This is a genomic window from Flavobacterium sp. S87F.05.LMB.W.Kidney.N, from assembly GCF_004366435.1.
Classification (GTDB): domain Bacteria; phylum Bacteroidota; class Bacteroidia; order Flavobacteriales; family Flavobacteriaceae; genus Flavobacterium.
Genome location: NZ_SODX01000003.1, coordinates 147,315 through 160,637 on the forward strand (window position 1 = coordinate 147,315; position 13,323 = coordinate 160,637).

Annotated in this window: 9 protein-coding genes; all 9 read right to left on the reverse strand. The window is 34.4% G+C overall.

What is annotated here, in order from left to right:
* Window positions 1-9: 9 nt before the first annotated feature.
* Window positions 10-1,281: an MFS transporter gene (locus EDB96_RS09905; protein WP_134140543.1), complete on the reverse strand. Its 1,272-nt coding sequence runs from the start codon at window positions 1,279-1,281 to the stop codon at window positions 10-12.
* Window positions 1,268-2,839: a glycoside hydrolase family 10 protein gene (locus tag EDB96_RS09910; RefSeq protein WP_134140544.1), complete on the reverse strand. Its 1,572-nt coding sequence runs from the start codon at window positions 2,837-2,839 to the stop codon at window positions 1,268-1,270. The genes EDB96_RS09905 and EDB96_RS09910 overlap by 14 nt, the downstream gene beginning before the upstream one ends.
* A gap of 93 nt (window positions 2,840-2,932) precedes the next feature.
* Window positions 2,933-4,204 (reverse strand): acyltransferase family protein, encoded by a 1,272-nt coding sequence (locus EDB96_RS09915; protein ID WP_134140545.1) that lies wholly within the window; start codon window positions 4,202-4,204, stop codon window positions 2,933-2,935.
* A 39-nt stretch (window positions 4,205-4,243) separates the two neighbouring features.
* Window positions 4,244-5,449 (reverse strand): anhydro-N-acetylmuramic acid kinase, encoded by a 1,206-nt coding sequence (locus EDB96_RS09920; RefSeq protein ID WP_134140547.1) that lies wholly within the window; start codon window positions 5,447-5,449, stop codon window positions 4,244-4,246.
* Between the two features lie 143 nt (window positions 5,450-5,592).
* Window positions 5,593-8,592 carry a glycoside hydrolase family 3 N-terminal domain-containing protein gene (locus EDB96_RS09925; RefSeq protein ID WP_134140548.1) on the reverse strand — a complete coding sequence of 1,000 codons (3,000 nt, stop codon included), beginning with the start codon at window positions 8,590-8,592 and terminating at the stop codon, window positions 5,593-5,595.
* An 18-nt stretch (window positions 8,593-8,610) separates the two neighbouring features.
* Complete coding sequence (locus EDB96_RS09930) at window positions 8,611-10,116, reverse strand: sodium:solute symporter (protein WP_057119309.1); 1,506 nt, start codon at window positions 10,114-10,116, stop codon at window positions 8,611-8,613.
* A gap of 24 nt (window positions 10,117-10,140) precedes the next feature.
* The gene (murQ, locus tag EDB96_RS09935) at window positions 10,141-10,962 is read right to left on the reverse strand and encodes an N-acetylmuramic acid 6-phosphate etherase (protein ID WP_057119877.1); all 822 of its coding nucleotides are present in this window, start codon (window positions 10,960-10,962) and stop codon (window positions 10,141-10,143) included.
* 130 nt (window positions 10,963-11,092) lie between these two features.
* On the reverse strand, window positions 11,093-12,289 hold the full coding sequence (locus tag EDB96_RS09940; protein WP_134140549.1) for an exo-beta-N-acetylmuramidase NamZ domain-containing protein: 1,197 nt from the start codon (window positions 12,287-12,289) through the stop codon (window positions 11,093-11,095).
* Window positions 12,290-12,398: 109 nt separating this feature from the next.
* The gene (locus EDB96_RS09945) at window positions 12,399-13,301 is read right to left on the reverse strand and encodes a DUF4397 domain-containing protein (RefSeq protein WP_057119307.1); all 903 of its coding nucleotides are present in this window, start codon (window positions 13,299-13,301) and stop codon (window positions 12,399-12,401) included.
* Window positions 13,302-13,323 lie beyond the last annotated feature (22 nt).

The following is a 13,323-nucleotide window of genomic DNA, read 5'->3' on the forward strand; positions in this document are numbered from 1 at the left end:
GATTTGGGATTAAACTTCTTCTGTTTTCTTCCCAAAATCTTTCGGGAAAATTAAAAAACGTGATAAAATAAGACCTGGAATTGTGGCAATGAAAACCCAAATAAAGAAGTTTTGATAGCCTAAATATTGTTGTATAAAACCGCTTAACATTCCTGGAAGCATCATTCCTAATGCCATAAAACCAGTTGCAATTGCATAGTGTGCGGTTTTTGATTCTCCTTCGGCAACATTAATCAAAAACATCATGAAAGCTGTAAATCCGAAACCGTAACCAAATTGCTCTACAATAACAACGGCATAAATATAATAAATAGATGATGGGTGAAAAAATGCTAATAAAATAAATCCAATTATTGGTAAATGCATTGCTAAAAACATGGGAAGCATCCATTTCGTAAGACCTTGTTTTGAGATTGCGATTCCTCCCAGAATTCCTCCTAAAGTCAAAGCGCCAACGCCAAAGGTTCCGTAAATTATTCCAACAGCTTCAGTATCCAATCCCATTCCGCCTAATTCTTTACCATCCAATAAAAAGGGGCTTAACATTTTAAGCAATTGTGATTCTCCCAATCTGAAAACCAAAATAAAAGCTAAGATCAATCCGATTTGTTTTTTCTTGAAGAAGCTGGTAAATACAGTTGCAAAGTTTTGATGGTTATGAGTTTCCTTATTTTGAGTTGTATTAATTTCGTTTTTTGGAGTAAAGATGAAATTATAAACAGTTATAAATGTCATTAGTAAACCAACTGCAATCATAGTATAGGACCAAGCTTTTGTATTGTCGCCGTATTTGTGCTCCAAATATCCAGCAAATAATACAACCAAACCATTTCCTGCGAGCATAGAAAGTCTGTAAAAAGTACTTCTGATTCCGATAAAAAACGATTGTTTGTCTTCTGGTAAAACTAATAGATAAAAGCCGTCGCTCGCAATATCGTTTGAGGCAGAAGCAAAAGCAGCTACCCAAAATATAGACAATGACATTATGAAAAAGCCGTTGAGCGGAATTATAAATCCGACCAGTAAAAATGCGATTGAAATTAATAACTGCATTGCTAAAAACCATTTTCTTTTGGTTCCAACTAATTCAATTAGCGGACTCCAAAGTGGTTTTATTACCCAAGGAAGATATAATAAACTGGTGTAAACTCCAATGTCTTCATTTGAAATTCCCAGATTTTTGTACATAATTACCGAAACCGAAATAATTATGGCGTATGGTAATCCAGAAGCAAAATTAAGAAGCGGAATCCAAAACCACGGTTTATTATCTATTTTCATTTGGCTGAGCTGGTATATAGTTTTTAAATGGTTTTTTTAGATCTATTGCTGTTGGTGTACTTTCGTTAGCGTAATAATCAATAAAAGTGACTGCACATGCTTTGAAAAGATTTAGTTTTCCGGCAGCAATTGAGAAAGTAATTGTTCCATCAACTTCTTTTACGGTTACTTTTTCGATAATTTTTGTGGCATCATTAATATCGATTTTCGAAACGTGGTCGCTTCCGTAAACTACCATATAACGAACTTTGGTATTCAGCGGACTTTTGAAGGTAAAAGTATAACGAATACTGTCTTTGTTGTATTCAATTGCTCTTGGTGTGTCAATAATTACATGTCGTAAATTAGGAACAGCAGCAGGAAGTGCTGGATATTTATATTGATTTTCTTCTAAATGACGAACGACATCAAAATTCTTATTAATGAACCATTTTGAACTAAAATAGGCACTTCCCGAAACATTTTTGAAACTTCTCGCAAAGTCAATCTGCGTTGGAATTTCGTTCATAAAATTCCAGTTTTTGTCTCCGTCAGCTCTAATTTTGTATGATGCATGTCCGATGTAAACGGCAGTGTTATTAGAATTTTCTGCCCACCATTTTACTAATTTTGAATAAGATGCTCTCGGATTATTCATACTCCAATACAATTGAGGCAGGATATAATCGATCCATTTTTGATCCATCCACAAAAGCGGATCAGCATATAAATCGTCGTAATTTGATGTTGATTGTGTCTCCGAGCCTCTTGGATCCTGCGATTTATTTCGCCAAACCCCAAACGGACTAATTCCGAATTGAACCCAAGGTTTGCTGGCTTTTATAGTAGTTGAAATGGTATGTACAAAGTTGCTCACATTTGCGCGGCGCCAATCGGCAAGGCTTAAACCTGCGCCGTATTTTTTATAAGAAGCCGTGTCGTTAAAAACTTTTCCAGGAACGGCATACGGATAAAAATAATCATCAAAATGAATCGCGTCAATATCATATTTATCAACAACTTCTTTTACCACTTTAGTCAAATGTTCTTGAACTTCTGGCAAAGCAGGATCGTAATAATATTTTCCGCCATATTCGATCATCCATTCTGGGTGCTTAAAAACATCATGTCCTGGACTTAAAAGATTTTTATTTAAATCGAAAGTCGCACGGTATGGATTTAACCAAGCGTGAAATTCAAATCCTCTAGCGTGAGCCTGCTCGATCATCCATGCTAATGCATCATAATAAGGGTTTGGAGCAAGACCTTCTTTTCCTGTTAAAAAACGAGACCACGGCGCCAGTTCTGAAGGATAAATAGCATCACCAACACTTCTAACCTGAACAATTACAGCATTGTAGTTCAGTTTTTTGTAAGCCTCTAAAATTTCAAGATAATCAGCTTTTTCTTTTTCTACGTTATCTATACTTGCCTTTGGCCAATCGATATTTACAACGGTTGCGATCCAAACACCTCTAAATTCATTTTTTGGGTGCATTGTGTTTTCCTGCGCTTGAGAAATCGTCGAAAAGAAAAATATAGATAGGATAGAGAATATTAAATACTGATTTTTATGCATTTCAATGTTTTTTAACAGAAACCAAAAATAGTTTTTTTAGGTGATATAAGAAATTTAAATTTTGCAATAATAATTATGGTTTTTCTTCAAAAATTAGACTTTGAAAATAATCTTATTTTTATAAAAATACCACAATACACAACTCCATAATAAAATGTAAATTATAGAATATGTTAAGGACGAAAGCATTTGATTTTCAAACAGCGGACTAATCCAAAAATTATAAGCATAATCTCTAACGTTTATTTGTTCGGAAATATTTTCTGGGTCTTGAATTTTAATCATTGTTAAGGTGCGCGGTAAAATTCCAGAAACAAAAAACACAATCATCGGATTAACGCCCCAAGTCAGTAAAAAAGTTGTCCATTTTTTATAACCTCGAACATCTATTATGTAATAAATTAGTGAAAGCAATAATAAGGCCAAACCTGCGGTGAATAAAACATAAGAACTTGTCCAGATGGATTTATTTATAGGAAAAGCCAATGACCACAGCAAGCCAAGAAGAATTAATACTAAACTAATTCCAGCCATAATTTTGTTGATTTTTATTTTCTGGATTGGCTGGATTAAAAGCTGTCCGATTAATAAACCAATTAAACCGTTTCCAATTACTGGCAAAGTGCTTAATAAACCTTCTGGATCCCAAGTCTTGGTTTCGACATACATATGATTTTCGAGTAAAACGCTGTCTAACCAAGAAGCTAAATTTGTTCCAACTTCTAAATTCGGATATCCAATACCAGGAACTGGAACTAGTGTCATTAAAGCCCAATATCCTAATAAAATTGAAGCACTCAAAATAATTTGAGTTTTAATATTGGTTTTTAAATAGATAAGAGAAACAAAAAAGTAAACAATTCCAATTCGTTGTAAAACACCAAGTAATCTAATTTTAGCAAAATTCTCATGTCCGCTGTAAGCCAAACCAATTAGAATTGCAAAAATAATCAGTGCAAGAATGTTTTTTGTTTTAGGATTGAAATCTCCAATTAACGCATAACCAACGCAGAAAGTGAAAAATAAACGAATGCACAAAAGTGTAATTCCAGGCTGCAATCCCATGAAATGAATTGAATAGAAATAGCTTAGAAATAATCCTAAACAAAAAATACGTAAAGATCGCGTTATAACTTTAGTGATATTTTCGGCATTGTCTTTTTTTATTGGCATAGCCAATGGAACTGCGATTCCCACAATAAAAATGAAAAACGGAAACACTAAATCTGCAAGGGTACAGCCATTCCATTTTGCGTGGTCTAAAATCGGGTAAACGTAACTCCAGCTTCCGGGATTGTTCACTAAAGTCATTAATAAAACAGTCAGTCCTCTTAAAACATCAACTGAAATTATACGGTCTTTCATTGTTTGTGGTTTTGTGGTTAGATTGGGTTGTTAGTATTTTTAATCGGGCATTGAAATTTTTCCCATAGTTACTGATGGAATTTTTACAGAATTAAATTTGAAATCTCCTCCAGCAACCGTTTCGTTGGCTAAAATGGCAAACAAAATTGCTTCTTTTGCATCGCTGTTAATTCCTAAATCATTGCTTTTGAAGAAAGAACACGGCAATAATTCTTTTAACCACTGCACTAATAAAGGATTATTTGCACCTCCGCCTGACATATAAATTTTAAAATCCTCAATTTTATGAGAACTATTTTTGACAGCAAATTGAATTGCTTCGGCAATAGTTTCGGCGCTAAATCGCGTTAGGGTTGCTAATAAATCTTCAATAGAAATAGTTGTATTCCCGCTCTTTTCCAGATTTTTATTGACATATTCGTACCCAAAAAGTTCCTGGCCAATTGTTTTTGGAAAATCTTTTTTGAAGAAATCATTGTCTTTTAAATGCTCCAAAAGCGATTGGTTTACAATTCCTTTTTTGGCTGTCTCCGCATCTTTATCATAACTTTTTTCTGGAAAATGACGCTTTACAAAAAGATCAATTAAAGTATTTCCTGGTCCTGTATCGGTTACAAAAGTGTCTTCTGTAGTTATGGCAGCTGGTAAATAAGTGAAATTGGCAATACCGCCGATATTGAGCATAATTCTGTTTTCGCCTTCTTTTCCGAATAAAAAATAATCGCCATAAACGGCCAAAGGCGCGCCTTCGCCTCCTGCGGCAACGTGTTTCTGCCTAAAATCAGATAACGTAATAATTCCTGTTTTTACAGCAATATGATCGCCGTCGCCAATTTGTAAAGTAGCATTTGGAAACTTTTCCTGCTGATGTAAAAATTTAGGCGCATGCAAAACGGTTTGTCCGTGCGAAGCAATTAAATCAACTTCTGCAGCAGCAATATTCCATTTCTTTAAACTGGTATTAATCATCTCTGCATGAAGAATTCCGATCCATTCGTTGAGTAAAACCAAATGCTGAAAATCAATATTTTTTTGAGCAAAAACTTTACGAATTTCTGTTTTGATTTCATCTGAGTAATCAACCGTTTCAAATTCAATAAGTTTAACTTCTGTATCAACACCAGATCCCGAAATTTCACACAATGCAATATCAAGTCCATCAAGAGAAGTTCCCGACATCAGCCCAATAATTCGTCTCGTTTCTTTTTGGGCAATTTGATAAAGTGCTTTAATATTTTTGTTCATAAAAGTTCATTTAAAATGCTGCTAAAGTTAAACAGTTGGTAGCATTAATTCTAACACATAGAAACATAGATTTTATTAACTTTATAAAAAGTCCTTTCACTCAAAATAAAGCACACGGCTCTATGTGTTTAATAAAATCTAAGTTATTTTAGTATAGATTCATAAATTATTTTCTGAATATCTTCTCTAATTTTTTCTTTGGCTAATTTATTGCCTTCCTCGCCAATTTTTGGATAAGTCCTGTTTGATAAAAACACATAAACCGTTTCATTTTCTGGATCAACCCATGCCATATTTCCTGTAAAACCCGTGTGTCCAAAACTTGAAGCAGAAGCGCATTGGCAAGTCGGGCCGTCTTTTCCTAATCTTTTATCAAAACCTAAACCTCTTTCTACGCCTTGAGCACAGTAAAAGCAGGTATTAAAAGTGTCAAATGTTGCTTCAGAAAAATAACGTTCGCCACCATAACTTCCTTTTTGGAGAAAAAGCTGCATCATTTTAGCCACGTCCATTGCATTCGAAAAAACGCCAGCGTGACCAGCGACACCGCCTTCCATTGCAGCCGCCATATCATGAACATAACCCTGAATAAGTTGATGTCTGAAATAAGTATCAATTTCGGTTGGAGCGATTTCATTTTTATCAAATCGCAGCAGCGGATTGTATGTCGTGTAATTCATTCCGATAGAATTGAAAAAGTTATTTTGGCTTAAATCTTCTAACTTTTGATGCGTTACTCTTTCTAGATATTCTTTTAGAATGATAAAAGTAAAATCGCTGTATTTGTATTCTTTTTTAAGCGAAATAGGAGAGTCGGCGATAAACTTCATGATCGTGTCGTGATAATCATTTCGAATAAAAAGACTGTCTGCTACTTTGGTCGTGAAATTTTTCTCTGGAATTTTTCTGTAATATTTCTCCAAAGGATAACCTTTCGCATCAATTGTCGATTTGTAAAACGGACTCCACGCAATAAGTCCTGCATAATGATTTAAAAGATCTTTAAACGAAATATCTTTTTTGTTAGATTTCGCAAACAACGGCAGCATTGTACCTAATTTTGTTTCTAAGGTAACTTTGTTTTTGTCATACAACTGCATCACATTTGGCAGTGTCGAAATCATTTTTGAAATCGAAGCAACATCGTACAAATCGGTATTTGAAACTTTTACATCTTTATCATATGTGTGATATCCGTACGATTTCTGGAAAACAACATTTCCTTTCCTTGCCACCAAAACCTGCATTCCCGGTGCCATTTTGCCATCAATTGCTTTTTGGGCAATGGCATCAATTTTAGAAAGAATAGCAGAACTCATTCCGAGATTTTCTGGCGTATCAAAAGCTAAACGATCTATTTTCTGCGTATTAATTCCAGCATTGACTTTGAAATTTTCGTTTATAGAAACTGGCAGTTTTCCTTTTGCTTCTTTCGCTCCAAATAAAATTTCAGCAGAAACAATTTGAGAAATGTTTGAATTTTGATACGAAACCACCAATCCTTCCAGATCATCAAAATTCTGGATTGGAAGTAATGTGTAAGGTTTTGCAAAAATGTCGAGAATAACTTTATTGTTTTCGGCGATTTTGTTTAGAAAAAACAACTCGTTTGAACTGAAATCTTGTTTTTCCCAAGCTTTATTCACTTTGTGATAACTCACAATTACCAAATCGTATTTTTTTAATTCTTCGTTTAAAGCATCAATATTGCTATTAGAAATCTCTGTAATATTGGTATACTTTTTTAAAGTAGTAATAAAATCACTGTTTACATCTTCTCCCAATTTTACGTAAGCGATTTTTTGTTCCAGATCTTTAATTGGAAGAATGTCTTTTTCATTTTTTAAAACCGTAACGGCATTTTCATACAAAGTATATTGAAGTGCGTCTTTATCAGGGCTGTTCAAATCTTTTTGCAGATTATTCAAATCAATTGGTTTGTATTTATTTAAACCAGCTTTGAATTTATAATGCAGTATTTTTTTAACCGAATGTGCCAAACGCTCCTCTGTTATTTTTCCTTCAGAAAAAAAAGTTTTTAATTTTTCTAAAGCCACTGGAACATCATCAGGACAAAGGAAAATATCATTTCCAGCTTCTAAAACGGCCAATTCCAGATCACCGACACCTTTAAAATTACTCGCGCCTTTCATACCTAAACCATCCGTAAAAATCAGACCTTCAAAGCCTAATTGTTTTTGAAGCAGGTCTGTAACCACATTATAAGAAGCAGAGGAAGGAATATTTTCTTTCGGTTCTAAACTCGGAATATTAAGATGCGCGACCATAACCGAAGCCAGACCTTCATCAAAAAGCTGTTTGTAAGGATATAATTCGACTTCATCCATATGTTCTTTGGTAAAAGAAACTGTTGGAAGTGCTTTATGAGAATCGACAGCCGTGTCGCCATGACCCGGAAAATGTTTTCCTGTGCACAAAACACCTTGACTTTGAATACCTTTCATTAGTGCAGTCGCGCGGTTGGCAACGTTTGTTTTGCTTTCGCCGAAAGAGCGATTTCCGATAATAGGATTCAGCGGATTGGTATTGATGTCTAAAACAGGAGCAAAATTGAAATGAATTCCCATTCTTTTGCATTCTATTCCCATATTACGGCCAACTTTTTCGATTAAATCCAAATCCTGAATGGCGCCCAAAGTCATGTTCCAAGGATAAGCGTAAGTCGAATCTAAACGCATGCTTAATCCCCATTCGGCATCAAGTCCTATGAACAAAGGAATTTTAGCTTTCGCCTGATATTCGTTAGTTAATTTCGCCTGACGAACTGGTCCGCCTTGAAAGAAAATAAGACCGCCGACTTTATAATTAGCAACTAAATCTTTTATTTTATTTACGTGAACAGAATCTTTATTGGAATAAGCCGAAACAAAAAACAACTGCCCTAATTTTTCGTCCAAAGTCATTTTGCTGTAAATGCTGTCTGTCCAGCGATTTTCGGCATCAGAATCTTGAAGGAAGTGTTTTTTCTCGGCTTGAGTTTTGGGTATATAAACTTCTTTATTTTCGGTAGAAACAGGCTTATTTGTTTCAACCGCAGTTTTACTTTTTTTAGAAACACCACAATTGATGATAAAAAAAAGCATTATTGTAAACAAGCCTATTTTGATAATAGCATTTTTCATGAAATAGTTTTTGGGCAATTAAAAAGAGATTCTTTCTGAGGTGCGTTTACTGGTAAAATAAATTCCGATATAAGTGAATAAGCCGTTGATTATGATTAATTCATTATCAAATGTATAACCGAATAATTGAGCCGAATTTTCGCTTAAAAAATATGTCAGTATCGGCGAAATAATACAGATTATCGGGATCAATTTGTCGTTTACTAATCTTGATTTTTGTAATAATCCAAAAGCATATAATCCTAATAACGGGCCGTAAGTGTAAGATGCGGCTCGGAAAATCAAAGCCACAACAGAGGCATCGTTAAAGGAATTCAGCACAATAATTACGAGAAAAAGTAATATGGAAAATCCGAAATGTACCCAATGTCTTGTTTTTACATTTTTGTTATTTCCTAAATTTTCAGATTTATCCATTCCGAGAAAGTCCACACAAAAAGAAGTTGTAAGTGCCGTTAACGCAGAATCGGTTGTAGCAAAAGTCGCGGCGATAATTCCTAACAGGAAAACAAACGCTGGAACAATTGACAAATGATTTAAGGCAATTTCTGGAAAAAGTAAATCGGTTCTTGGTTTTCCTGTTGCTAAATCTAGCGGAATCGCAACGCCATTTTTATCGGCATAGATATAAAGTAATGCGCCTAAACTCAAAAATATAATGTTGATTAAAACAAAAATTCCCGTAAAAGTGAACATGTTTTTTTGCGCTTCGCCGATGTTTTTACAGCTCAGGTTTTTTTGCATTAAATCCTGATCCAGTCCAACCATTGCGATCGTAACAAACATTCCTCCTAAAATTTGTTTTACGAAGTGATATTTGCTCGTAAAGAAATCATCAAAGAAAAAAATCTTTGAATAATTGCTTTTTTGAATGGTTGAAACAGACTCAAGAACAGTCAGGTTAAGACTGTCACAAACAAAATAAATGGTTATAAACACGGAACTAACTAAAAAAAACGTCTGTAAGGTATCTGTAATAATAATGGTTTTTAAACCGCTTCTAAACGTATATAAAAATATAAGTGCCAGCGCTAAAAGCACAGTAACCGGAAACGGAATATTAAAATCATTAAAAACATAACGCTGTAAAACAATAACAACCAAATACAATCTAAAAGCGGAACTAATGGTTCTGCTGACTAAAAATATAGAAGCTGCAGTTTTGTAACTTCGAACTCCCATTCTTTGCTCGATATAACTGTAAATCGAAGTCAGATTCATTCTGTAATAGAGCGGTAGGAGGACTTTTGCAATAATGACAAATCCGATCGCATTTCCTAAAACAAATTGAAAATATTTGAATTGTTCTCCGTTTGGTGAACCAACTTCTCCGGGTACAGAAATAAATGTTACGCCTGAAAGCGCTGTTCCAATCATACCAAAAGCAACTAAATACCATTTAGAATTTTTATTTGCTTTGAAAAAAGAATCATTGTCTTGTCCTTTCTTACTGATTATGTTTGAAATAAAAAGCAAAAGACCAAAGTAAACAAAGATGAAAATGAGAATGGTGGTAGAAGACATTTGGTTTTGGATTTAGAAATTATATTATTTTTTGCTGTTATGATCCAGCAGCACAGCGCGTACACTTTTATGTTTATGCAGTAATTCTTCGGCTAAATCATATTCAATTTCCAGTTCTTCCATAATCATTTTGATGCCTCGTTTAACCAGTTTTTCATTCGATAATTGCATGTCAACCATTTTGTTGCCTTTTACTTTTCCAAGCTTAATCATAACCGAAGTTGAGATCATATTCAGCGTCAGTTTTTGTGCCGTTCCCGCTTTCATTCTGGTACTTCCAGTTAAAAATTCAGGTCCTACAATTAATTCAATTGGATGATCTGCTTCTTGGGCAATAAGTCCATTACTGATGCAGGAAATACTTCCAGTTTTAATATTATGTTCTTTGGCTTTTTTCAAAGCGCCCAAAACATAAGGCGTATTTCCAGAAGCCGCAATTCCGATAATAAAATCCAGACTTGAAATCTCAAATTTAGCTAAATCTTTCCATGCTTGTTCCGTATCATCTTCGGCATTTTCTACCGCTTTTCTAATCGCAGTGTCGCCGCCCGCAATTATTCCGATAATCATATCGTGTGGAACGCCAAATGTTGGCGGACATTCCGATGCATCTAAAATTCCGATACGGCCAGAAGTTCCAGCACCGATATAAAATAATCGTCCGCCAAGCTGCATTTTTTTTACGATTGCTTTAACCAGTTTTTCAATTTTAGGAATTTGTCCTTCAATGATATGCGGTACTTTTTTGTCTTCTGTATTAATGTTCGTCAAAAGTTCTTTCACGCTCATTTGATCCAAATCTTTGTATAAAGATTCTTGTTCAGTTTCAGGATTTTTATTTTTCATTTTTCTTTTTTTTTGATTTTGAAGCCCTTCTTTTTCTAATTTCAAGCTTCAATATTTTGCATTAGTAGTCTCTATTTTATTAAAAAATAGTTTGATTTGGGGGAAATTTAGGGATGTAAAAATGTTTTTTTTAATAAAGCATATAAGCTTTTCTCATCGTTTTAAAATCTTCTAAACCTTTTTTCCAGCTGTCTCGAATATCTTTTTCAGAAACTCCAGCTTCGATTTGCTGCTGCAGTTTTTTTGTGCCGGCCAATTTGGTAAAAAACGGAATAAAAAATTTCGATTTATCAGTGGTGTTTTGATATGCTTTTAAAAGCCATTTTAATTCTAATTGATTCACTTTTGGTGCTTTAGAAAGATCTTCGCCATAACATTCTTTTCCGTTATAAACAGGATCTTTGGCTCCAAAATTTGGTTTTGGCGTAAATTTAAAATTGGTTTTGGTTAAATAAGGAGAACCATAAATCTGGAATTGCTTTTCTGTTCCTCGTCCAAGGCTCACATTTGTTCCTTCAAACAAACATAAACTGGCATATAAATTTATTGCCTGATCGTTTGGAAGATTTGGTGAAGGTTTTACAAGCAGACTGTACGGCATGTCTCTTTTGTAATTGGTACAAGAAATTACAATCAATTTACATTGTATGCCGTTTTTAAGCCATTTTTCACCATTAATCATTTGGCCGTATTCGCCAATTGTCATTCCGTGTAAAATTGGAATTGCGTGCATTCCCACAAAACTGGTAAATTCTTTTTCCAAAATAGGTCCGTCAACGATGCTTCCGTTTGGGTTCGGGCGATCTAAAATAATTAACGGTATATTGTTTTCTGCGCAGGCTTCCATCACATAATGAAGTGAAGAAATGTAGGTGTAAAATCTAGCTCCAACATCTTGTAAGTCAAAAACTAAAACATCAATTGCAGCTAATTGTTCTTTTTTTGGTTTTCTGTTTTCTCCATAAAGTGAAACAATCGAAAGTCCAGTTTTGGCATCTTTTCCATCAATAACATGCTCGCCTGCATCGGCAGTTCCTCTAAAGCCGTGTTCTGGTGCAAAAATGGTTTTAATGTTGATTTTTTTCTCTAATAAAAAATCAACCAGATGTTTTTTATTGGATAAAATTCCAGTTTGATTGGTGACAATCCCAACTTTTTTGTCTTTTAGTAAAGGAATATATTTCTCGAAATTATCAGCTCCTGTTTTAATTTCATTACTGCTATCATTGATTTTATTTTCAATTATTTCGGTTGATGAATTGGCATTCGATGCATTTGAAATGATTAAAAATAAAATAAAAGTGATTTTTTTAAAGGATTGAAACATAAGACAAAAGTTTAAATTACAATTAAAATTACGTTTAATAAAGGACAAAAAACTAAATTGGGTAATTAAATCGAACCACTTTAATCAGAAAGTGGTTCGATTTTTTAGCTTATTTATTTGTTATAAAAGTAACAGACGGAGCATTTGATGTCGCCGTTGGCAGTCCACCGATAATTCCTCTGCAATAAATCGTATACACTCGTCCTGCTCTAGGAATAAAAGCGGTACTTGCCGGTGAATTCGCAAGATTGGCAATTGTTGTTCCAGTTGTTGTTCCTGGAACATTTGTTGGTGAACCAGCCACACGAACCTGCAATTGATATCCTCTTGTATCTTTTGGATCTTGAGGCTCAATCGGGATGTATTTTTCGTCACCGCCTTTAAAAGTCACATTTCTATAAGTGTAAACTTCTTTTGTAGTCACAGGTGTTGCGCCAGAGATTGAAGTTTCTTTTAGTAATCCTAAATCATAACCTGCTGGAGCAGAATTGCTGATGACATTTATAAAACGAATGTAAGCCTTAGTTGGGTCTAAATCTGCTACCGATAAATCGTCATTTAACTGATAAAGAGAATATACTGGAGGCGTAACAGAAGGCGGAGTTGACAGCAGGAAACTAGTATAATATTTTCCTGTTTCGGTAACAATATTTCCGTCATAAATAGTAACTGCTGGAGTTGCAGGAGTTACAATACTCAAAGGCTGTGTTCCAGGTTTCATCAAAACATAATTGATTGGAACTGGATACTGCGCACCATAACTCATGCCAATTGGAACTCCAGTTGAAACACCGACAGCAGAGATTTTTTCTGCTCCTGTAAAGTAATTGATTTGAAAATTAGTTCCGTTTGGACCTACAGCCGCATGAACAAATTTTACGTTAGAAGCATTTGCTATTCCATCCTTAGTTTGATAAGGAGTTTGATCGTTCTCGTCACCGCAGGATGTAAACGCAAGTACTCCAAAAACGGGAATGATTAACTTTTTAAAATGGTTAAATATATTTTTCATCTGATTCGATTTTTAGTTTAAA

Excerpts from the sequence above, each read along its gene's own strand:
- EDB96_RS09925 (WP_134140548.1), bottom strand. The coding sequence starts at position 8,592 with ATGAAAAATGCTATTATCAAAATAGGCTTGTTTACAATAATGCTTTTT.
- EDB96_RS09940 (WP_134140549.1), bottom strand. The coding sequence starts at position 12,289 with ATGTTTCAATCCTTTAAAAAAATCACTTTTATTTTATTTTTAATCATT.
- EDB96_RS09905 (WP_134140543.1), bottom strand. The coding sequence starts at position 1,281 with ATGAAAATAGATAATAAACCGTGGTTTTGGATTCCGCTTCTTAATTTT.
- EDB96_RS09920 (WP_134140547.1), bottom strand. The coding sequence starts at position 5,449 with ATGAACAAAAATATTAAAGCACTTTATCAAATTGCCCAAAAAGAAACG.
- EDB96_RS09915 (WP_134140545.1), bottom strand. The coding sequence starts at position 4,204 with ATGAAAGACCGTATAATTTCAGTTGATGTTTTAAGAGGACTGACTGTT.
- murQ (WP_057119877.1), bottom strand. The coding sequence starts at position 10,962 with ATGAAAAATAAAAATCCTGAAACTGAACAAGAATCTTTATACAAAGAT.
- EDB96_RS09945 (WP_057119307.1), bottom strand. The coding sequence starts at position 13,301 with ATGAAAAATATATTTAACCATTTTAAAAAGTTAATCATTCCCGTTTTT.
- EDB96_RS09910 (WP_134140544.1), bottom strand. The coding sequence starts at position 2,839 with ATGCATAAAAATCAGTATTTAATATTCTCTATCCTATCTATATTTTTC.
- EDB96_RS09930 (WP_057119309.1), bottom strand. The coding sequence starts at position 10,116 with ATGTCTTCTACCACCATTCTCATTTTCATCTTTGTTTACTTTGGTCTT.